Source organism: Methanosphaerula subterraneus (assembly GCF_052055875.1).
Taxonomy (GTDB): domain Archaea; phylum Halobacteriota; class Methanomicrobia; order Methanomicrobiales; family Methanospirillaceae; genus Methanosphaerula; species Methanosphaerula subterraneus.
This window is the reverse complement of the sequence record NZ_CP170508.1, coordinates 372,579-396,188: the sequence shown is the minus strand read 5'-3', so window position 1 is coordinate 396,188 and position 23,610 is coordinate 372,579. Positions and strand designations below refer to the sequence as shown.

Below are 23,610 nucleotides of genomic sequence, written 5' to 3'. Positions count from 1 at the left end.
CTCTCACGCGTGACATTCCCCGTGCCGATCACCGTCTCGAGGAATCCGGCAAGGGCCGTGAGACAGCCGCCGGCCGATCTTCCCAGACCGCGATCCTGTCGGGGTCCAAGGTTGCACTCCTGTGCATTGGCCTGATAAAGCGGAATCCGCGGGTGATGAGCGGCAGATGTCGACCTGCACAAAAAAAGATGGATGGTTTATCTTCAGTTCTTCCGGCCGGCAAGGAGCAGAAGTCCAGCACCTGCCAGTCCAATCAGGGTGATGATACCAGGGAAAGCCCCTGCCTTCTTCGTGGTCGGAACGGTTGTTGCGATCGTCTGAACCGCCATCGTCGGGATGGTCGTTTCGAGGGTGAGGGTCGGCTCACTGATCGTCTGCGTGGTATTCACCGTGGTCGGTACCGTGGTCGGCACCGTGGTTATGATGGTGGTGGGGATCGTTGCGAGGGTGGGTTCGCCGCCGACGCCGGTGTAGACGTCACCGCTGCCAGAGGAACCCGAGTCCCCGAACGAGACCGGGCCGCTCGGAGCGATGTACGGGGTCGCGACCGTTCCCACGGTGTCGACCGGCAGTGGGTTTACGATGACCTGCGTGGGTGCGGCCACTGCTCCGGTTGAGAAGACACCGCTCACGGCTGTTGCGCTCGCCGTGATGTCAGTGAAGGTCGAGAGGTCGGAGGACCAGTACCGGACATGGTCGATCGTGACGGTCAGCGGGGTCGTTCCATCCTTGAGTGCTTTGAGGTTGATGGTCGCTATAGGGTAACTGCCGGCCGGGTACCCGTTCCGGAAGTCGCCGAGTGCGATCCTGATCCTGCCGTCGCCGCCCTCTGCTGCGGTGGTGTTGGAGGAGACCCTGATGTCAGTGGAGACATACTGGGCGACCGAGGGGTCCCATGAGATGTCGACATAGGTGTCGCCGAACGGTGGGTTCCAGGCGTTGTTCACGTACAGGGTCGCACCGCCGGTCTGCCCGACCGCCACATTCCCGACACTGCCGATCGCAAAGACACCGGTGTTGGCCGGGACCGTTGCAGGGCTCGGGTTGAAGGTCTGGACCTGACTCGAGGTGGTTGCAGTCGTCGATGTTGTCGAGGTCGTCAGGGTGGTCGTGGTCTGGGTGGCAGTCGTCACGGTTGTGGACGCGGTGCCGGTGGCGACAACCTCTCCGTTCGAGGCGACCGCCTTGCTGGTGATGTCATCGCCTGAGAGGTCGGTGACCTTGTTGATTTTGATCTCTATTGGTGAGGTGCCGGGGCCGACGACCTTGAACTTGATATGGGCTGCCGGCACATCGCCGGCTGCGATCCCGTTCGTGTGATCAGCGATGTTGAGGGTCAGCAGATGGGAGCCGACCGGTTCTGCCCCGGTGGTGTGCCCTGCTGAGAAGTCGGTGCCCACGTACTGCAGAATTTCATTGTTCCAGTCCATGGTCAGTGCGATGTCGCCGCTGAGGGGGTTCAGGTTGTTGTCAACATACAGCGTTGCTTCCACAGTGTCGCCCACTGCAGCATTTGAGATCTCCGGGATGTGGAACTTCACAATCCCTGAAGCACCTGCGCATGAGACGCAGACGAGGGTGAAGAGTACAAGTACTCCAATCGCCTTCAGAACTTTCATCATAGTACAATTACTGGTCAGATGATATGCTTTGCGGACGGTACAAAAACGCGCACAAGCCTTCATTTTCGATTTGCTCTCAATTTCAACCAGATCAGGTTGTCCAGGGAAAAATTATTGCGCCCGGGACGAGATCAATTTTTTGGAGAAAATTGCTCTGTTTTGGATAAATTCACCAAATTACGGTTGATTTTCCCATTCTTCCTGATCGTATCGGCGTGGTTTTTTTTAAGTGGTAAGGATATCACATTGACCACAACGGGAGATGCACCATCACGTATACCCCGGTTGGAGAAGAAAATTTGAGTTATTCTATTTATAATAGTTCATATCGCCCGGGTTTGATCCTGATCAATGGACACAATCAGACCATACGAAGGACGCAAAACAGTGTTTGTGAATGGGCAGGAGCTGCCGCCTTCAGCACCAGAAAAAAGGAATAGGTGTCTCTATCAGGTCCTCCGTCCGGCGAGGAGGAGGACTCCTGCAGCTGCCAGGCCGAACAGGGTGATGAAACCAAAATCAGCTCCAGCCATCTTCGTGGTCGGCACAGTTGTCGTTGCGTTCTGCACATTCATCGTGAGGGTCGACTGTATGATGAGGGTCGGTTCGCTGGTCGCGGGAGTGGTGGTGGAGGTGACGATCTCTGTGGTCGGTACCGTGGTCGGAACGGTGGTGGCTGTGGTCATGGCTGTGGGCTCACCGCCGACACCGGTGTAGACGTCGCCACCGCTGGACGAGCTCGAGTCCCCGAACGAGACCGGGCCGCTCGGAGCGATGTACGGGGTCGCGATCGTTCCCACGGTGTCGACCGGCAACGGGGTCACGATAACCTGGGTGGGTGCAGACACCGCTCCGGTTGAAAAGACACCGTTCACTGCAGCTGCACTCGCCGTGATATCGGTGAAGGTCGAGAGGTCGGAGGACCAGTACCGGACATGGTCGATCGTGACGGTCAGCGGGGTGGTTCCGTCCTTGAGTGCTTTGAGGTTGATGGTCGCGATCGGGTAACTGCCGGCCGGGTACCCGTTCCGGAAGTCGCCGAGCGCAACCCGCACCCTGCCGTTGCCGCCCTCTGCTGCGGTGGTGTTGGAGGGGACCATGATATCGGTCGAGACGTACTCGGCGATCGAGGGATCCCAGGTGACATCGATATAGGTGTCACCGAACGGGGGGTTCCAGGCGTTGTTCACGTACAGGGTCACCCCGCCGGTCTGCCCGACCGCCACGTTCCCGATGCTTCCTATCGCAAAGACACCAGTGTTGGCCGGGACCGTCGCCAGCCCCGGGTTGACGACCTGGACCTGGTTCGATGCCACCGTCGTCGATGGGGTGACAATAGTCGCGGTTGTCTGCATGACCGTGGTCTGGGTCGTCGTCACCGCTGCCGTGGACGCGGTGCCCGTGGTCGTTACCTGTCCGTTCGTGGAGACGGCCGTGCCGGTGATGTCAGCCCCGGAGAGGTCGGTGACCTTCACGACCTTGATCTCGATCGGGGAGACGCCCGGTGCAAGAACCTTAAATTTCAAACGGGCTACCGGGACATTATCCCCGATCGCAATACCGTTCGTGTGATCTGATATCAGCAGATGGAGCTGGTGGGTACCGTACGGCTCTGCAGAGGTTGTGTGCCCGGCAGAGAAGTCGGTCCCCTGGTACTGGATGATCTCAGTGTTCCAGTCCAGGTTCAGCGAGATGTCGCTGCTGAGTGGTTTTAAGTTGTTGTCGATGTACAGCGTTGCATCCACCGTGTCTCCCACGGCGGCGTTTGAGATCTCAGGGATGTGGAACTTCACCATCCCTGATGCGCCGGCAGACGAGACACAGACCAGGGTGAAGAGGAGCACTCCCATGATCGGCAGGAATTTCATAATTTTACACTGGCCGGTCTGATTATAATACTTCCGGACCCCAAATTCGGCGTAATCAATCGTTATTTTTTGATTTGGAGAGGGATTGGCGGATCATTTCGGTCAATGCCGGACACATCCGGGCTCATGAAACACAGAGCGGCGTCCCAGGTCACCCGTCGGGGTCTGCGCGCATATCATGAGACGAGAATCTGCTCACCTCAGAGTGGATGTCCCTCTGGGATCCAGATAATAATTACTGAAAATATGCCGGTTTTTTACGAATTCAAAGGAGATTTTTGGAGATGATGAGATCTGGCCGATATTCCCTCAAATTTGAAATCTTCCCGGGAAAAAATCGTTCAATCACAATTTAAAGAGTACATTTCAGATATTTCTCAGGAGGACCAGAGAAAATATCAATCCAACCGGGATTTGCTCCCCTTTTCAAACATTTCCCGGAAAAAATCTCTCCGATTCGGACCAGCTGGTCAACACCCCGCCGTACCATCACGTTTCAGATCAGCATGGCCTTTGAACTTTTCAATCATTAAATAAGTTCTGATTTACAATCCGGAACGGGGGTACCTCAATCCCTGACAGAGGCCGGGATCCGGGCTCTCAGAACAGAAAGCCAGGAATTATCGTCCGTTTTAAAAACTGATCGAGAAAAATCGCAGGAATTTTGAAAATTCCTGTAATTCTTTGAGTTTTGATTATTACGATCTCCGGATAAAATGTATTCACCAGATATGGCCCTGGATCGATGAATTGATCGGGAAATTTTCCTCAGATTTGATCAATCTCCGACCGGGACCAAAGTCAGATCCCACCAGACCTCCTGAACCTTCATCTATTATTTGCTGCAGCACCAACACCTCTGATGAATATCGTGGTGAACAGGCCAGAGCACGGCGTTCATCACACCAGGGGACCGGAACCCGGTCCCCGGTCTTAAGACAGTGTATGCCGGTGATGCATGGTCAGTTACAATCTCAGCCCCTCGATGCTCTCGCGATACTTCTTCTTTGAGTGCCCGCGGTACCTGCGGTACCATGCGACCCCGAAAGCAGTCCGGATGATCCAGCAGATCCCGGCCGGCAAGGTCTGTACCGCCCCGGCTGCAAAAGCCCTCCTCGATGCCGGGTTCTCATGGGAGGAGCAGGTGGTCAGGAACCTTAGCGGCCAGGTCCAGGTCGCATCAGGGAGCGGCCCGCTGCACGAGCGGGTGCTCGAATGGCAGGAGACCCTGGCCGGCCTCTCCAGCCTCTCTCCAGGGCAGCACCTGTACCAGCCGACCCTGCAGCCGCCTGTCGACTTCCTCTCCCAGTACGGGGTCGGCAGCGACCTCTGCAGGTTCGGGATCAGCAGACCGGACCTGATCCGCTGCTCGATGGTCCACGGCGAGCCCAAACTGCAGATCATCGATGTCAAGGCCAGCGAGATGCTGAAGGGAAGCCACCGGATCCAGGTGACCCTCTACGCCCGGATGCTGCAGGAGGTGCTGAGAGCCAACGATCTCCCGCTCGCCGCCGACCAGGTCCAGGCCGGGATCTGGCTGTACAACAAACCCGAACCGGTCTGGTTCGATCTCCTCCCGTCACAGCGGATCCTCGAGGACTTCTTCTCGCACAAGCTCAGGGAGATCCTGACCGTCAGCCCGGAAGACCTCGGGTGGCACCTCTATTACCGGTGCGAGTGGTGCGAGTTCTACGAGCACTGCCGGGAGGAGGCCGAAGAGAAGAGGTCGGTCTCGCTCCTCCCATTCCTCTCGGTCGCCGGCAGGGCCTACCTCCGCGAGGCCAGGTGGGAGAAGAGCGGATCGGTCGACACCCTCGACGACCTGACGGCCTGCCTCGAACGGGACGATGCACCCGCGATCTGCAACGGCTGCGGTTCCCTCCGGAACAGGCGGGAGCGGTACATCCATGCCCTGCAGGCCCTGGATCAGCAAAAAATTGTCAGGCACAGCGGTTACTCGGTCGGGTTCCCCAAACACGAGTCGGTCCGGATCGTGCTGACCCTGCAGGAGAACCCGGTCGACGGCACGATCTATGCCGCCGGCGTCCGGCGGTTCAGCGGGAACGACGGGCCGTTTGGAGACCTGTTCAACAGAACGGTCTTTGTTGCAAAGAACGCAGAGGAGTGTGCCACGGTCTGCGCCAGATTCGTCGACCACCTGCATGGACTGCTGGAGATCGTCGACGGTTACAACCGCGACCATCCGGAGTGGAACGAACAGCTCTCCCTGCAGACCTACGTCTTCGACACCTACGAGCAGCACCTCTTCAATAAACTCCTGTACGAGGCCGTCAAGGATCCGGACCTCGCCCAGAAGGCGCTGGCCCTCCTCTTCCACTTCCAGGACACGACCCTCTCGGAGGCCGACCTGCACCCGGGCCAGGAGGTCCCCTTCCCATTGATCGTCCTGACCGGGGTGATCCGGAGGTTGGCCGCACTTCCGATCTCAATCTTCTACCGGCTCCCCGAAGTCCTGAAGGTGCTCCCTGACCCTTACTTTACCCAGGAACTGCCCGTCTCCAAGCGGTACTGGTTCGACCTCTCCAATACGCTGCGGAGCGATGCGATCCTCTCGGTCTGGAACGGGCAGAACGTGGAGGCGGGCGTCGAGGCGATCCAGGGGGAGCTCGCACGGAGGCTCGATGCGACCTCGGCGGTCGTGTCAGGGATCCGGTCGGCACTCGGCGAGAGCCTGGTCGCCTGGGCCCCGAAGTTCCACCTCCCCTCCCCAATGGACTTCTCCCATCCCCTCCTCTCCAGGCTCGCATTCATCGTCCGGTACGAGTCGTTCATCGCGGCCCTCGAAGTCCGGGAGAAGCGGTCGCTCCCGGCCTCGGAACGGCTCGAACAGGGGATCGGCGTGCCGGTGATCTCCCTCGGCGATGATCTCTGGGAGCTCGAGGCACCGCTCGACCCGTACCTCTTCGAGGCGCAGGGAGGACTCCGCCTGATCGTCCCGCCCGGGGATGAGGGGGAGCGGGCCCAGCTCTGCTACGACGATTATGAACGGAGAAGGAAACGGTACACGCAGAAGAACTCGATCGTCAGACAGGCATCGGTGGAGGGTGCGGTCCCCGACCTCAAAACCGGGCTCATCAAACGCGTCAGCCTGAAGGTCGAGCATAAGAAGGAGTTGGACCCGTTTCAGAAAGGCGACCATGCGGTCCTCTTCCCGGTCTTCATGGACTACAACGTCGACACGATCATCAGCCGGCTGAGCGAGTGCGACCTGGACGGCACCGACCTGATCCGGCTGATCGAGGAGCCCCTGGCTGTGGCAACGACCATCACCGAGGATCCCGGGTTCGTCGGAGCGGCCAGGGGCTATGCAGCCGCCCATCACCTGACCAGCAGCCAGAAAGCGGCCTTCGACCAGATCCTGACGAACCGGCTGACCCTGGTCTGGGGACCGCCCGGCACCGGCAAGACCACGTTCCTATCTGCAGCGATCCTCTCCCTCGTCCAGGCCCGGCAGGACCGGAGACAGGGGATCCGGATCCTGGTCACGGCCTTCACCCACAGCGCCGTCGAGAACCTGCTCAGCAAGGTCCAGTCCCAGGTCCACGACCTGCCGGTCGGAAAGGGGGTCCGGGTCGTCAAGATCGACCGGGACGAGACCTATCGGCGGAACGGCCCCGCCTCGACCACCAACGATGCGATCAAGGCCGGCCTCTTCGCCGACGACCCGTCGCTGGTGCTCGGCGGGACCGTGTACGGGATATACAAGGCGTCCGGCCACCTGGCCCCCTTCGACCTCTTGATCGTCGACGAGGCCTCGCAGCTCAGGTTCGGCGAACTCTCGCTGGCCCTCGCCGCACTCCGACCCGGGGGACGACTGGTCTTTGCCGGCGACGACCAGCAGCTGCCGCCGATCATCAAGGGCGAATACCCCGAACCCGAGGACGGTCTCCCCGGGCTGCACGAATCGATCTTCCGGTACCTCCGCCTCCGCGACGACCACGATCGTCCCCGGTACACGGCCGAACTGCTCGAGAACTGGCGGATGAACAGCACCCTCTCCCGGTTCCCGGCGGCGGCCCTGTACGGGGACGGCTACCGGCCGGCGACACAGGCCCTTGCAGAGCAGCGGCTCGCCCTCAAGCCGACCGGCCGGCCGGGGAGCGCCCTCGATGCGATGCTGGCCTGGATCCTCGACCCGGCGTACCCGCTGGTGCTGGCCGTGCTCGAGGATGTCCAGGCCACGGTCGAGAACCAGGTCGAGGCCGGCATCGTCGCAGCCCTCGTCGTCCAGCTCCGCGAACGGCTGCTCGACCCGGAGAGCGACCAGGTGTACCCGCTGACCATGGATGGAGACCGGCAGTTCTTTGACGAGGGGCTCTTCATCGTCTCCCCGCACCATGCCCAGATCGAGGCGATCCGGAAGGCCCTGAACGGACTGTGGATCTGGCACAGCCCCCCGTTCGTCGACACCGTCGACAAGATGCAGGGGCGGGAGGCCGACGCCGTCATCGTCAGTTACGGGGTCAGCGACCCCGAGACGGCACAGCGGGAGGCCACCTTCATCTACAGCCTGAACCGGCTGAACGTCTCGGTGACCAGGGCTAAAAAGAAGTGTATCACCTTTCTGCCCCGGCCGCTGCTGACCCCCTCGTACGAACTGCTCCAGCACGAGGAAGGGCTCAAGGGGCTCGGGCACATGCTGAGCCTGCAGGCGTTCTGCAGAGAGAACGGGGAGATGCGGACCTTCTCGTTCGGTTCAGAAGAGACCGGAGAGGTCAGGCTGACCGTGCTCCGGACCCGGGCGGACTGACCCGGGGCCCACTACTTCGTTAATTCTCCTCGGCGTCTCTTCCATTCACCAGCGCTCCACGTTTTCTTTGGCTGTCCTGTTGTATGCGTTTGGAATTTTCCAAACGACCCTGGAGGTATCCAAGGTCATCTGGCGGCCGGCTTCGGACGCTCTATCCTATATTCTCTGGTGAAACCGTCTCATAATGTTGGGTTCGAATTATTCCAGATTCTGAAAATTAAGATCTTCTGTTTGATCATCTGTTGTTGAAGTGGGATCGAATTTTAGGCGGAAAGACCGACAATCCAACATGATCGTTGCTTATATCCATTTTTTATGAAAAGGTGCCGGGGCTAAAATTTTATTTTTATCAATTTTTCAAATAAAAAAATTAAGTGTCGCATATCGTTGAATAGTGCTGACATTCAATTTTTATCAAACACTTTTATCATCTTGTGAGATGGAGAAAAATTATGAAATTCTTCACATCAAAGCATTTCAATATTTTACTTTTTTTGTTTTTTTTCCTATTCGCCTCGTTATTTTTATTTGAATTTATCATGTTTACCCAATCGTACCTATGGTTCTATCTTCTCATTGTATCATTCATTGGTATCCTTGGGATTACAGGGTCGCTTTTCTATGAAAAGAGGAGATGGGTGTATGCCATCCCTTCATTGATTGTTAGTCTATCGTTAATTGTAAATTATATTATCATGGTTACGGTTCAGAACTCGACGTCCTCAAGTCCATCGTATGTTCTAGCGACATTATCGGAAGTTTTATACTTGTCCCTTCCCGCCGTGGTTACCATTTTGCATATTGGATTGTATGTCTCAGGTTTGAAGCATGCAGGAAGTCTTGCATTAGTGACTGGGGCATTGAGCATTTTCCCGATACCATCCCTCTTTCAAGATTTGATAAGGATACAAAACTTGTTGCAGGGTATTCCTGTGCTAAGCTCAGAGGATATTGTTGTATTTCTGTATATGCTCGTTATTATGCCGATTATTGGGGTTACGATTCTCTGGGAGGGGTACTCACTCTATCGAAAACGGATGAATAATCGAGGGTATCCTTCGACCCTTGATGCCTGTTTGAGTAGCGCGCCAATGACGTAACGCCTCATTTTGTCATACCTGGATCGAAGTATTGAGAAATTTTGGTGTATAAAAACTCTATTCGGATACCTTTCTCTACCTGGCGAAGAACAGCTCCGGTAGTGTACAGACGTGATGAAATAACTCATGGGCCCTGAATTCAACCTTGAATTGGAGAGAGGAGAATTATGGCAGAGACCCATCATCCCACTTTTCGGAGCAAGGCTTTTTTTGGATGATTATCGATCGTTGTAGATGTCTACACGCTCCTGGATGAAGATTATTTTACAAAATTAGCGACCCACTGCGCCCCAGGGGGTGAAAAAAAGATTCACCCCTGCTGGTTCAACTGGTCCAGGTACTCCTGGAAGAGGTGGATCTTGGTGCTGATCGGGAACGGGATCCCGATCGTCGAGATGACGGCCTCTCCCTTGCTGAGGGTCTGCACCTCGGTGTCCATCGGGGTCAGGTCCTGTTTTGCCGATCCGGCGATGATCTGCCGGTCGTTCTGGTCGGAGAGGCCCATCTCGATGAAGGTGTTCATCTGGGCGAGGATACGGGAGTCGATGTTCTTCGGCTGCTGGGTGATCGCACAGAGCCCGACCCCGAACTTCCGCCCTTCCATCGCACACTCGCGGAAGATCTGCGTGCTCATCCCCGCGGCAGAGAGGACCCGCTGGGCCTCCTCGATGACGATCAGCACCTGCGGCGGTTCCCTGACGATACCGTCCGGGTGCGGCGCATTGACGGCGTTCACCCGTTCATGCAGGATCATCCTGGTGATCGCAGAGAGGATGAAGAGTTCGCTCCGTTCGCTCATTCCCGGAATATCGATCAGCACCAGTTTCTGCTCGTTCAGTTCCTCGATGATCGATCGGATCGAGGAGCCGAGCCGGCCGAGGAACCGCTGGTTGCTGTGGACGAGCGACTCGATCCGCCGCTGGATCATCCGGAGGGGACCGGGATTGGCGGACCGCAGGACGTCCGCCATCTCAGGGTGCCGGCCGATCCCGGCGGTGACCTTGGTCACCGAGGGGAGGGAGTCGACCCCTTCGTTGATGAAGAAATCGATCACGTCGCTCCCTTTGAAGGTGTCCAGCGACTCCACGATCTCCCAGAGCAGGGGAGAGAGTTCGTACAGGATCCCGAGGTCGCTGATCCGGAAGTCGTCGTGCTCCAGGCAGAGCTCCTTCATGCCGAACCGTTCCCGTTCCTCCTTCGGCCTGACCGAGTAGATCGAGAGCCCCTCGCGGCCGGGCAGGTAGTCGGTCAGCCCCCGGGTCTGGGCCCCTGACTGCTCGGTGCGCCCCTGGACGTACTCGCCGTGCGGGTCCACGACCAGCATCCCGATCGTCCGCCGCTTCATGCAGGAGATGCAGAAGACCTTCATGAAGTTACTCTTCCCCATCCCGGTGGTCGCAAAGACCCCCATATGCTGCGACAGCACCTTGCTCGGGACCCCGACCTTCACATCAGGGAGTACCCCGAGGCCGGTCCGCATCTCGCCGACCTCGATATCCCCCATCACCTCTTTTAAGAAGGCGAAGTCCTCGGCACCCGGGGTCCTGACCTCCGAGAACCGGGACGGGATCGTCCGGATGGACCGGAATTGCTTTTTATCATCGATGAATCCGAGCGGGGTCGCGTGAACCTCGATGAAGACGTCCTGGTCAGGGGCCGGCTGCGGTCCGCCGCAGGTGGCCGTATCCCAGTGCGGCTCGTCGTGGTTGGTGTAGTGGGACAGGTCGGTCACCTTGGCGAAGAAGGTATACCCCTTCTCCCGGTCGGTGATCTTGACGACATCGCCGACGAAGACCTTCGCTCCATGCGGGACGATGTACCGGTACGCGAGCACCGTCGTTCCGAGGAGGCGGTAGGTCGGGCTGTCGCAGAGCGGCTGATAACTCTCTTCGCTGCTATTCATGGGGTCACCTGGTTGCCTGATCTGATATCGTCCTTCTGCGGGGATATGTGTTTAGGAGAAGAGCTTAATTACCGCTCCATCGGTCACGCTACGACCCGTTCCGGGTGGGTGTAGACGATCATGCCGGCCCCGGTGACCTCGCCGATCAGGGTGATCCCGGACTTCTCTGCCAGGTCGATCGCGAGCGCCGTGGCCCGACCGAACGAGGCGAGGACCGGGAACCCGGCGATGGCGCAGGTGATGACGATCTCGGCCGTGATCCGGCCTGAGGCGGCGAGCCATGCCCCCGGGCCGACCTTCTCCTGCAGCTGCCGGCCGATCAACCGGTTGACGGCGTTCTGCAGCCCGTGATCCTCGGCGCTCCAGACGGCGTCGGGCATGACCAGCGCCGCTGCATAGAGGTCGCCGGTGGCGGCCAGCGGCACGGCCGTGAGCAGGTCGTTGACCCGGGTCCGGATCGTCTCGGCTGAGAGGGACGCCGTTGCGGTGACCGCCGGCAGACGCTGCTCCCGGATCCGGGCGGCCGCCCCGCCGCAGCCGCTGACGACGACCCTTCTGGAGACGACGACCCGGAACGGGTCCCGGGTCAGCACCTTCACAGACTGCCCCTCGACCATCACCGACTCGACCTCGTTCATCCCCTCGATGATCTGCTCTGAGAAGAGGTAACCGAGGGCGAGATCGGCCGGCCGACCCGGGACGGTCATCGTCGACATGATCTGCCGGCCGTTGAAGGTCAGCACCAGCGGGACCTCTTCGACCACCTCGGCGGTGACCTCCTCGCGGCTTCCCCGCCGTTCCCGCAGGGCCGGCACCGTGATGACCATTCAGACCCCTCCGGCGACCTCGCCGACCGCGGCGAGCAGGGTGTCGACCTCGGTGCTGTTCGAGTACAGGTGCAGGCTCGCCCGGACCGTCCCGTCCGGGATGCCGAGGTGCTCCATCAGGGGCATACAGCAGTGGTGGCCGGACCTGACCAGCACCTCGGCGTGCTCGTCCAGGTAGGCGGCGACGGTGTGCGGGTCGAAGCCGGCGACATTGAACGAGACGACCCCGATACGGTCGGCCGGGTTCTCTGGGGCGTAGACCGTGACCCCTTCGATCCGCTGCAGCCCGTCGATCAGCCGGGTGGTCAGGGCGGTCTCGTGCGCCCGGACCTTCGCCATCCCGACCTGCTCCAGGTAGTCGACGGCGGCGCCGAGACCGATCCCTGCTCCAATCGCCGGCGTCCCGGCCTCGTACCGGGCGTAGCCTTCGGCCAGCGTATACCCGGTACTGGAGACCGAGCTGACGGCTCCGCCGCCGAGGAGGAGGGGCTCGAGGATCGACTCCTTCATCCAGAGCACCCCGGTCCCGGTCGGGCCGAGCATCTTGTGGCCTGAGAAGGCGAGGAAGTCGCAGTTCAGGTCATTGACGTTCACCGGCATATGGGGGACGGACTGGGCCGCGTCCACCAGCAGCAGGGCGCCGTGGTCATGGCAGATCTTCGCGATCTCCCGGACCGGCACGATCGTCCCGAGCACGTTCGAGGCCTGCGTGACCGCGACCAGCCGGGTGGTGTCGGTGATCGCCTCCTCGAGGGCGTTCATATCCAGCAGCAGGTCCCCGCCGATCGGGACGACGGCCAGGTCGGTCTGCTGCTTCTCAGCCAGGCGCATCCAGGGGAGCAGGTTGGAGTGATGCTCGAGGACGGTGGTGACGACCCGCTCCTTCGGGCAGAACCCGAGTCCGTAGGCGACCATCGCGATCGCCTCGGTCGCGTTCTTGGTGAAGACCACCTCCCCCTGCTCCTCGGCGCCGATGAACCGGGCGACCTTCTTGTGGGCATGCCAGTACCGCTGGGTGGCCACCTGCGTCAGCCGGTGGACCCCGCGGCCGACGTTGGCCCGGTAGGTCCGGTCGTATTCCATCACGGCATCGAGCACCGGGGCCGGCGAGATGCTGGTCGCGGCGCTGTCCAGGTAGACCAGGCCGGCGGGGAGGGGGAAGTCCTTCCGGTACCCCGATATCAGGTCTGGCTGCTCGTCGGGCTGCCGGCCGGCAGGCTCCTCCTTCTGTTCTATCAGAGGTGCCCCAACGACGGGCTCGGGCACCGGCACCGGTCTGGCCGGCCCGGTGGCCAGCGTCCCCTTCTCGGTTATGGCGAGCCCGTGCTCTCTGCAGATCTCGGACATCTTCGGCGGCAGTTCCCGCCACCGCCAGAGACCCCAGGTGGCATACTCCTCGGGCAGCCCCTTCTGTGCTGCCCATGACGCCAGGAAGTTCTGCCACCTGGCCTCCAGCGGAGGGTGCGTCTTCTTGATCAGTTCGCCCTCGGCCTCGAGCATCGCCGGGCAGAGGTAGCAGCCGAGCCGCTCGAACCCCTCCTCGTACAGGGAGTTGAACGGGACCTTCCGCCACCAGAGGTAGAAGAAGACCTCGATCGCCCGCCAGTTCCGGATGGGGGAGATGTTCAGCTGCAGCGGGTTGTTCGGGTTCTGGCTGGTCTCTTCGAGGCCGGCCCGGTTCCAGGACTCGTACCAGCGGTTGCCCTGCACGGTGACGCAGGGGCCGGTGGCGGCCAGGTACCGCTTGAGCGGGTGGAGCTTCAGGCTCTTGCAGCACCAGCGGTTGTCCTTCCCCGGGGGGCCGGCCTTACTGACCGAGGCCCAGAAGTCGCCGCCGCTGTCGATCACTTCGACGCCCTGCTCCCGGACGAAGTCGACGGTCTCAGGGAACTCGAGGCCGGTGTTGATGAAGAAGGCGTTCGTCACCCCGGCCCGCCTGGCCAGGGCGAGGGCGGCGGTGCTGTCCTTGCCGCCCGAGTACGAGACATTGACGGTCGGCCGGTCGTGCATGTGCTGTTTGATGGTCCTGACCGCGAACCGTTCCAGGTTCTTGAGGTGGAGCCGGTTCTGGTGGACGGCCTCCTGCCAGTCGGGGTTTTCGAAGGTCTTCGCTTCGAAGGGCGACAGCTCCTTGACCCGGATCGTCCCTTCCCGGAGCACGCCGGTGCCGTACCGCTGCCGGTACTTCACGATCACGGTCCCTTCCGGCTCGTCGGTGGTCACCTCGACCTTCTTGCCGCCGAGCCGCCGGCCGGCCAGGGTGGCCGGGTCGGCCGCGGTGGAGAGGTCGACGATCCCCTTGGTCACCATCGGGACCACCCAGGAGAGGGACTCGGGGGCGATGTCGAACCGGTACTGCCGGTCGACGGGGTCGAAGACGAGCCAGCCGAACCGGGCGCCGTTGGCGATGACCAGGTCGTTCCGGTCCATCCCGCCGGTCTTGTTGAGGAGGAGGATGGTCGGGATCTTCACATCGCCGAACCGGGCGCTGACCAGGTCCTGGATCAGTGCTGCATCGGCGCGAAGGGCCGGCCGGAGATCGTACGGCTGGAGGAGGGGGAGTTCCTCTCCGTCCCGGCCGCAGGCGCAGGATCTGGCCAGCAGGGGGACATTGCAATGGGTGCACCAGTAAAGGGTTTTTTTCACCGGCGGCTCGCGAAACATATTTATTATTTTGCTTCTGGGTCTGATAATAGCCACGCTCGGGGATGGTTGGGGGGTGGGGTATTTTCTGTACTTTATCATTGATGCATGCCGGCGCTCGGGGTACGGGTCCGCTTGGTCCTTGAGGCCCTGATTGACATCACCTTCCTCGCGATAGAGTATATAATATGCAAGACCTACAGTGGCCAAATCAATTCACTTGACTTTGATGAGAACGGATCCTGGTGATTATCGAGAATTAAGCAGGTAATAAACGAGAACATGATCAACCAGGAACCTTATTCCATCTCGACTGGCTCCTCGATCACCGCGCAACGTCTTCCACGCCTGCAGGCGATCTCCATCCTCTAAATCATCAAACCACTCAACAAGGCTTATACAAAGAAACACTCTAATAAACAGATTCTGATAAAAAAAATTAGATATAATTCTTATTGCTTCGTCTTTGGATATCCAGATCGATTATTCCAAACAATTCTTACATCCCCAATTATTTCTGGTATACCTGTGACAATGTCAACGTTTTTTTTTTCTGGTTTCTTTCTATACTGCTCAATTGTGCAGATTAATTCCGGAATAAGACCTGAAGATTTAAGTTTTCTTTCCCGAAAATCTTCAGACATCACATTGATGTGAATCAATGAAACCGGCAAATATTTTTCAATGCAATAAATTGGAGTTAAATTTCTCCCGTATTTTATTGATTCATTTATTAGTTTCCTAAATTCTTTCCGAATAATTGTTTCAAGGTCTTTTCCATTCGGTTTAATCACAAGACTCAATTTTATTGTAACCCCCAATCGATATCTAAATATTTGGCCGGATCTTGGTTCCATGGCAAAACCATCATTAATAACTCGCTGATTTTCCAAAATTATAGAAATATTAGAGATAACACCATTGAAAATAATGACCATTCTCCCCAACAAGCGAAAAAATATATTATTTTTATGATGAATTAACGGGAATTCTATTGCATTTATAATAATTGAAGTATCATCGAATCCCTCTTTTTCTGAAATTTGAATTTTTGTTTTATTAACTGCTGCGAATCCTTTTGGATAGTATTTTGATGAAAAACTAAAAAAATACCTTGAATATTCCTTTCCAAAGAACGGAGTAAATTTATAGACACCTTTGATAGTCCCAATTAAGTAAAATAGAAAACGTATTTGGCTTAAAATGGAGTCGCCGATATAGATATTCAATTGGCTTTCCTTTTTGTAAATTTCTGATTCAATGCAACCCCGTACTTCCCAGCCGGGAGCTGATAATTCCTCTTTTATTTCTTCAAAAAGAAACGATGATGGTAACAAGGTTCTATTATTCTTGAGAATTATGTGATTTGAATAATAAAATGTAAGATATGCCAACATCATCGCATTGCAGAAATCTAGCAGATCGTCAAATTCTGCAATGAATTGTCCAATTAAATAATCTTCCTCATTTCCCTTTTTATCAATGAATGTAACATTGTTATTTCCGTAAATAACGCCTCCATGTGCAATTCCATTTCGGATAATATTTGAAAATGGACAAAAATCTGAGAATTTTTTGTTAAGGTTTTCTAAACGACCGTTGAGTTCTAGATACAATATCGGATTATTTTTCTCAAGTTGAACAAATGCTACAATTGGATTGATTACTATACGGTATACCCCTTCAATAAGTCTGAGATAATTTGGCAGTATAAAATAATCACAAAAATTGATTAATTCAATTTGATCATCTGGGAGTTTAATATCATGAATCGGAAGCAAATTTATCTCAGATAAATTTCGATTTGCTAAGTTCATCTCACGAGATTCATTCCTTAAAAAGTTGAGAAGATCATCTTGATATTTATTAAAAAAATCAGAATAAACCTGGATTGCCTGATTAAAAATTTCTCTGGAGTAAAACTTTTCAGGCCTATTGAATAGATATCTTCCAAAAAATAACGGGATTCGTGTGTTATTATCAAGTGTTGGAAATTTTTCGAGAATCGTGGATCTTCGAGAATCATGAATACTACGGATAAAGGGATCTGGATTCATTGGAATACAATCCATTCATTTTTCAAAGGTTATAGTAATTCTCATTTCTTTCACAAGATTGGAACCCAAGTTAATTATCGTTCGTTAACTTGGTGATCATTTGCGAAAGGAACCACAAAATCATCGGTACATATGAAAATCTCGCAGCATGATCCTATAACGATATTATCCGTTCTTCAAGAGAAAAACATTAGTAAATAGTTCTTTATTTATTATTGTTCAGGAGTTGTTGATGCCATTAGAAATTGCAGAAATTGATATACCTCAAATCAGAAATACCTTTGAATTCGAAAACCCTTTTTTGGTGAAATGTATCGACGAAATCACTTTTATAAATAAGTCAAATAAAATCATTAATTCGATTTATATTGATATCTGCGACATCAAAATCAAATTAAAGATTAAAGACTCAACTGGAAAAAACCTTATATTTTCTGATTGGGGTGACAATCCAGATTGTCAGAGGGAATTATCACAAAGCCATGCACAAGGTTTCAACTCTAATAACCCTCGGTCGCTGATTATCGAATTTAAGAAAGAAATCCGACCCAGAGAAAAAAATATAATATTCCTTGAATATTTTAAGGAATTTAGCCAAATCGACCCATCTCAAAATGTGTTGCAGTTCCTTCTCCCAGCTTCATCTAGCCGGTTCATCACATTAACATTCGCAAAGAATTACGTGACCAGAGTTACCTCAAAGATTTCTAAAAATGGTAGTGATGAATTACCTTCAATCATATCGAGCGATACTGAAGGAGTAATAATTAGAAATAGTATTTTTTTCTATCAAATAAATATCCAAAATACAGAATTGTACAAACTCTTGGAGGTTAGTTTTCACAATTCGATGACCTCCAACGATAAAACCTCGATTTGTGTAGGTTTTTTTTTGGGGATAATTGCATTAATTATGGAAATTTATTTTTGGTCTGGAATATCCAATAATATTACTAGTCTGTCAATAACTGCGGTAACAAATACTGCTGTAATTTCCTATCTGCTAGTATCAAGAGGATGGATTTCCACAAAATATCCTGATATAATGGTAGATTTATCTGGCCCCAGACTACCCAGACTTTTTAAAAATCCCGTGGATTATTCAGCATTATACTATCTCCTGATACTCCTGCTATTCTTGGTAGTAATTTATCTGGTGATTTCAATAATCTCAGTCCCTAAGTAAACTGCTTTATTAGGAATTTGTCACAAAAAAGACCAAAAATCCTTTGTCATACCCATAAGGTGATCCGCATTCGGAGTTTGGAGGAATGAATAGGATTTGAGATGACAACAATTCGAAAATCCTTTTTATTATATTTGGATGAACCAGACGGAGACTTTCACACCATCATAAACAAGAAGAAGCCTTGAAAAAATCCTGCTATAGAATATACTCCTATGTAACAGTTCTAGATCCTCCCCAGCCTCGTACTCTGCAACCTTCCGATAGAGCCGGCTACACCTCGTCGACAACAACGGCGACGCTTCCCACCACGATGGGGGCAGTGACACCGAACATCTGATCGGTCGACCGGCCGGCCTTGATCAGATCGTCCGGATCACGCTATCCCTAGAGCACACTGATACTGTTGCTATGCGCAACTACATCAACTTGGCTTCAAATGCTGAAGAGCAGGATGCGAGGGAGATTGAGAGGGTAGAGGTGATTGAGGTTTTGCAAAGGCTCTCACTGATGGACGGAATAAAAGATTAATAGGCTTTGTTGAGACTCTTCAAAATACACAAATCTGCTGCCAATAATAATGATGTAGAGGAGGGTACAGGGGTATTTTTTTAGAGGGTTTCAATAGAGCAAATAAATTATTAATTAATCGGCAATGCCTCGATGATTTTTTGAGTTATTCTATCCCTTTCTATTGGAGCAAGACAATTATCACACCATTCTTTTGATAAAATTTCCCATACGCTATTAGCGCTTTTTCTGACCTTATCCCCAACATTTTTTGACCAGTTATGTGGATCAGGATCGAGTATCGCTTCCTCCAAATAACTATAGAGTGTCCCTGCACCAATGCCAAATCGTTCTGGCAAATTTGGCCAATTTAAAACCTTTAAATCTTTGAAAATTACTTTTTCAGGTGATTCAGATCCTGGTAATTTGATACATCCCGGGCTTTCATCCATGTCACCATCAACAACTGATAAAGAATTATAGGGCAATTTTCTTTCATGGCTCAACCGTCCTAATAATTGGACAGCATTTGCAGGGCCAACTCCATTGATTGATATTCTTGATAAAACACCAGAACAGTCTTCTAATGTTGAAATAATCTCGCGGAGCCAAATCTTTGATTCCCTATCTTCAGTGAATATATAGAGTTCTGTATGATCCTTTTCGTCAAGTCGACTTAATGCAAATTCAGATGTTATTCCATAGAGTACATTAATTTCGGAAGTTCCTGGCATTAATAATACTCTCGCTTCACGAGGTAGTTCTTTCAAGATGTATGGGCTGTGTGTTGAAAGAATAATTTGTAGTTTTTTTTGTCTGCATAAATATAACAAAAAGCGAATAAGACGTCGTTGTGCTTTTGGGTGTAGCGAGCTTTCAATCTCATCGATAATCAACAATGAATAATCAGGGATTATTTGAAATATTTTAAACAGGTCTAATACAGTTGCTTCTCCTGTACCCTGATGGAATTGGGACATTTCACCAAACTCACGTTCTAATATTCCCACTTCATAATCAGTATTTACATCCGACTTTGCAAATCTGGCTTTTGAATATTTATGCCCCAATGTAAAGGAATACCAGCTACGATACTCATTTGTGATTTCTTCACTAGATGCTTCGCGAGCGGTTAGCTTCGCAATTTTCGCATATCCTATTGTTGCATCTAGTGGAAGTAATCGTGAAATGTCCGAGAACCAGACAAATCTCTCTGGTCTGCTTTTTGAACTAGGAAATCGCCATCTTGATGTAACTCTTGTTATTTTTACTTCCCGATATTTCTCCCAATTTCTAATTAAATATGTGAGAGTGACCCCTTGGATTTTTTCCCAATGAGTATCCATAAAAAAGATACCAGGGTAGTATGTTGCTAATTCATCTTTATTCTTATATGCACTTGCCGCAGCTCTCAAGATAGTACTTTTTCCACTTCCATTTTCTCCGGCAATGGCAACTATTGGGAATCTAAATTCGACTGTTTCTCCAGTCCAACCTCTTATCCCAGAGATCTTTATTGATTCCAAAAATTGAGGCCAATTTTTCCTTTCTTGAAATTTTTCTCGGATTTTTTTTATTTCATCTGATTCCATTATATTTACTTCAGTAAAGGTCAAGATTCACCTCTCGTCGTAATCGCATTATTTCCTGTATCATAACCTGCCGGCCCGCCCATCATCTCGATCATGCAGGAGTGTGCTGTCGCCCTGGTCGACATCGCTATGATAGGGCCGGCGGTCGTAGCGGTTGGGCGGGACTGGGGATTGTGCCCATATCAGCGATCGTGGCGGCCGGCTTTGTCGCCGTCGACCATCTCCACCAGATCACACAATCTAATAAGACGGATTGAAACCCCCCACCGGCACCCAGCCGGCCGGGTGCAGGCCTGAATAACGCGTCCGTCTCTCAGAAGAGCGGGCGGAGGATCCTCTGTGCATCCTCAGAGAGGAACCCGTACAGCGACCCTGCCATGACCGGCAGCCACGCGAGGACCTGCTCCTTCGAAATGCCCGTACCGGCACAGTACTTCGCAAGGTGCATCTCGCTCAGGTCCTTCCTGTCCATGAAGAGGTAGTCCATGTAGCTTCGGGCGACATCCGCTGCCGGGTCCCCGAGGGCCACCTCCGCCCAGTCGATTATCATGTACGATGAGCCGTCAAAGAGGATGTTGCCGCCGTGGAAGTCCCCGTGGAGGACGGCAAGGCCGTCCGGGAGGGTCGAGAGCAGGGGAATCAACCGCTCCCGATCCGCATCGTCAAGCCCGGGGGCCGCCAGGATGTTCCCCATGAGGACCAGCTTGATCGGGCGAAAGTGGGATGAGACCACCTTGTGCATCGCAACCTGGAGCTCCACCACTTTATCGATACACTCGCCGGTCCTCTCCGGTGACCGCGTCATGATGTCCATGAGGGATTCGCCCTTCACCAGGTCCATCAGGAGCGTGGTCCTGCCATGGAACGTCTCGACACCATAGACTTTTGGGGCCGGGATGCCATGCTCTGCCACGGCAGCCAGGGTAAACGCCTCCTGGAACACCTGTCGTGAAGGCTGGCCGGCCCGGTAGACCTTTGCCGCGATGCCGTCGCGGGCATAGACCACCGCGGACATCCCGCTGCCGACCTGTTCGCCATAGCGTTTCTTAAACTCGTCATCGTTCTCTGGCGCTGCGTTTCTGGAAGTACCTGGATCTGTGTCAGCCATGGGAATTACCGCCTGTGTGTTCCGGAAGATCCGGCTATAAATGACTAGTACACCCCGGGCATGCTAAAGACTTCGATCTGAAGCGGGGGGATCCGCCGGCACGGGGTGCCGTCCCGGGCCCTCGGGGACGCATCCGTCCGGACGGGATCATTTCAAAACCCACAAATAGAACCGGTACAAGTATTCCCTGATAGACAGGATGACGGCCGGCACACCGGCGTACCAAAAAAATCCGGAGATTCCCCCCTTATGACAGACGAAACCGCCCAGGCCCCGGCACGTACCGATGAATTCGACTTCACGCTCGAGTCCGTGATCCTGCTCGTCCTTGGAATATTCATGGGCCTCTTCGGCCTCCTCCTCTTCCCCATCACGACCGGCGCACTCCCCTATGCCCCGGACAGCACCTACGGCCTCTTCCTCGTCATCGTCGCGCTGCAGGTCATCACGATGGGCAAGACCCCGCTCGGGGATCTCCGCCGGACATGGCTCGTCATCATCATCGGGATCGCGGCCGGCATCACCGGGATGCTCGCCTGCTTCATCCCCGGCCTCCTCTCCAATATCGTCCGGATACTGGTCGGCGCCATCCTCATGCTCGGGGGTGCGGTCCTCCTGCTCCAGCTCTTCCTCCACAAAGAGAAGGCCGCCCTCTGGTTCAGTGTCCCCGGCATCCTCCGGCACCTCACCGTTGCCTGCGCTCTCGTGTACCTCATGGCGTTCCTGCTCGGCCTGGTCACCCTCATCCCCTCCTTCACGACCGACCTGCTCACTGCCGTCCTCCTCATCATCGATGGAGCGGCCCTCATCTACCTTGCATGGTGCATCGACGTCGTCGGCAAGGAATTTCCAGAGCAGCCCGGGCCGGCCGGTGAGAACCAGGAGAAAGCGGGCCAGGTCTTCCTTGTCCGGGAGGTCTCCTTCCCGTTCACGACCGCGCTGCTCATCTTCCTCGGCGTGCTCCTGGCGCTGCTCGCCATCTTGCTCGTCCCGGTCAACCTTGGCATCCTCCCGTTCTCGCCCGACGGCCAGCTCGGGCTTCTGCTCGTCATCATGGCCGTCCAGATCCTTGCGATGGGCGAGACGCCCCTTGGACCGTTCAGGCGCTCGTGGCTGATCGTCACGATCGGCCTCGCCTTTGTCGCCATGGGAGTCTACTCCTGCATCGTGCCGGGAGTCCTCACCGACCTGCTCCGCGTCCTGCTCGGTCTCCTCAATCTCATCGGCAGCCTCGTCCTCCTTGCCGGCCGGGTTATCCCGATGGTGCTGCAGATGAGAGACGCCCCGGCCCAGCCGGTCGCGCTTCCGGCACCGCTGCGGAACCTGCTCGTCACCCAGACCGCACTCAATATCATCGGGATCCTCTTCGGCACCTCCATGCTCCTGCCGGGGCTCATCCCCGGCATGGTCACGGCAACGATCCTCTTCTTCAACGGCCTGCTCCTCTTCCTCCTCGCGTACATACTTGGCACCCTGCCCGCGGCGGAGTGAAAAACAGGAAAACCATTTTCCCCGGCCAGATCTCCTCGCCGGCATTGAAAAAGTCAAATGTAAACTGAGATATAGGGTGATCTTCTAAAGGAGAGCTGATCAGATTTTTTGGGAGACGACAGGAATGCGCATCAGCACCAGGGATGACGGATTGACGCGCCGCATGCCGGCCCATTTCCGGCAATGGCCCCCGTCCGGCGGGGGAGTGAGTCCGTACGATGACTGCACGACCCTCGAGGTCAGCTACCTGACCGATGAAGAGACACTCCGGCAGTATGTACCGGAGGAGTTCTCGATCACCCGGCCGCTCGTCATGGTCATGTACGAGAAGTGCAGCGGCGTGCGGTGGATGGGCGGGTCGCAGTACTCGCTCGTCACCGTCTCGGTGCCCGTGCAGTACATGGCAGGAAAGCAGCCCATCGACGGGATCTACCACCTCGTCATCTGGGAAGACAAGTGCGAGCCTATTCTTGGCGGACGCGAAGAGGCAGGCATGCCCAAGATCTTCGCCGATATCCCCGAGTACCGGCGGAACGGCGACAGCCTCTCGGTGAACGCGAGCCACGAGGGGCGCACGTTCTTTGAGATGGAGCTCGTCCTCGGGCCGGCGTTCTCCGGAGACGCACTGGCGGGGATCAACGCGGACAACGGCAGAGTGGTCCAGTTCGGCTGGCGGTACATCCCCAGAGTCGGTCCGTACCCGGGCCCCGCCCTCTCCGAGGCGACGTACTACCCGGTGGACAACACGTTCTCCTCGGCGTACGCGTGCAGCGGCACGGTGACGTGGACCGTCCCGGCACGCCGGCAGCACCCGACGCAGTGCGACATCATCGCCGCGCTCGCCGCACTCCCGGTGAACGACTACCTGTCCGGGTCGTTCAGGAAGGGTACGAGCACGATGCGCATGGACCTTGCACGGTCGCTCCCGTGAG

Annotated in this window: 12 protein-coding genes; 4 read left to right on the top strand and 8 right to left on the bottom strand. The window is 55.0% G+C overall.

Annotated features, from left to right (window positions below; all coding sequences use genetic code 11):
- Window positions 1-203: 203 nt before the first annotated feature.
- A complete protein-coding gene (locus tag ACFKSJ_RS01790) occupies window positions 204-1,619 on the bottom strand; it encodes a hypothetical protein (RefSeq protein WP_440950563.1) in 1,416 nt (471 codons plus the stop codon).
- 452 nt (window positions 1,620-2,071) lie between these two features.
- On the bottom strand, window positions 2,072-3,490 hold the full coding sequence (locus ACFKSJ_RS01785; protein ID WP_440950562.1) for a hypothetical protein: 1,419 nt from the start codon (window positions 3,488-3,490) through the stop codon (window positions 2,072-2,074).
- Window positions 3,491-4,448: 958 nt separating this feature from the next.
- Between ACFKSJ_RS01785 and ACFKSJ_RS01780 the strand changes: the two genes are divergently transcribed.
- Window positions 4,449-8,261: an AAA domain-containing protein gene (locus ACFKSJ_RS01780; RefSeq protein ID WP_440950561.1), complete on the top strand. Its 3,813-nt coding sequence runs from the start codon at window positions 4,449-4,451 to the stop codon at window positions 8,259-8,261.
- Window positions 8,262-9,671: 1,410 nt separating this feature from the next.
- Here ACFKSJ_RS01780 and ACFKSJ_RS01775 read toward each other — a convergent pair.
- The 4 genes from ACFKSJ_RS01775 to ACFKSJ_RS01760 form a co-directional block, all read right to left on the bottom strand.
- Complete coding sequence (locus ACFKSJ_RS01775) at window positions 9,672-11,264, bottom strand: ATP-binding protein (RefSeq protein WP_440950560.1); 1,593 nt, start codon at window positions 11,262-11,264, stop codon at window positions 9,672-9,674.
- A gap of 83 nt (window positions 11,265-11,347) precedes the next feature.
- Entirely contained in the window at window positions 11,348-12,091 is a 744-nt protein-coding gene (locus ACFKSJ_RS01770; protein WP_440950559.1) for a formate dehydrogenase accessory sulfurtransferase FdhD, read from the bottom strand.
- Window positions 12,092-14,755: an aminotransferase class V-fold PLP-dependent enzyme gene (locus ACFKSJ_RS01765; protein ID WP_440950558.1), complete on the bottom strand. Its 2,664-nt coding sequence runs from the start codon at window positions 14,753-14,755 to the stop codon at window positions 12,092-12,094. It lies immediately after the preceding gene.
- A 431-nt stretch (window positions 14,756-15,186) separates the two neighbouring features.
- A complete protein-coding gene (locus ACFKSJ_RS01760) occupies window positions 15,187-16,806 on the bottom strand; it encodes a hypothetical protein (RefSeq protein WP_440950557.1) in 1,620 nt (539 codons plus the stop codon).
- A 217-nt stretch (window positions 16,807-17,023) separates the two neighbouring features.
- On the opposite strand from ACFKSJ_RS01760, the gene ACFKSJ_RS01755 reads away from it, so the two are divergent.
- Window positions 17,024-17,977: a hypothetical protein gene (locus ACFKSJ_RS01755; RefSeq protein WP_440950556.1), complete on the top strand. Its 954-nt coding sequence runs from the start codon at window positions 17,024-17,026 to the stop codon at window positions 17,975-17,977.
- 641 nt (window positions 17,978-18,618) lie between these two features.
- On the opposite strand, the gene ACFKSJ_RS01750 is transcribed toward ACFKSJ_RS01755, so the two are convergent.
- Window positions 18,619-20,103, bottom strand: coding sequence for an ATP-dependent nuclease (locus tag ACFKSJ_RS01750; RefSeq protein ID WP_440950555.1), 1,485 nt, complete (start codon window positions 20,101-20,103; stop codon window positions 18,619-18,621).
- Between the two features lie 289 nt (window positions 20,104-20,392).
- Window positions 20,393-21,187 (bottom strand): phosphotransferase family protein, encoded by a 795-nt coding sequence (locus tag ACFKSJ_RS01745; protein WP_440950554.1) that lies wholly within the window; start codon window positions 21,185-21,187, stop codon window positions 20,393-20,395.
- 249 nt (window positions 21,188-21,436) lie between these two features.
- Between ACFKSJ_RS01745 and ACFKSJ_RS01740 the strand changes: the two genes are divergently transcribed.
- Both ACFKSJ_RS01740 and ACFKSJ_RS01735 read left to right on the top strand, forming a co-directional pair.
- On the top strand, window positions 21,437-22,678 hold the full coding sequence (locus ACFKSJ_RS01740) for a hypothetical protein (protein WP_440950553.1): 1,242 nt from the start codon (window positions 21,437-21,439) through the stop codon (window positions 22,676-22,678).
- A gap of 124 nt (window positions 22,679-22,802) precedes the next feature.
- Window positions 22,803-23,609 (top strand): acetoacetate decarboxylase family protein, encoded by an 807-nt coding sequence (locus ACFKSJ_RS01735; protein WP_440950552.1) that lies wholly within the window; start codon window positions 22,803-22,805, stop codon window positions 23,607-23,609.
- The last annotated feature ends 1 nt before the right edge of the window (window position 23,610 follow it).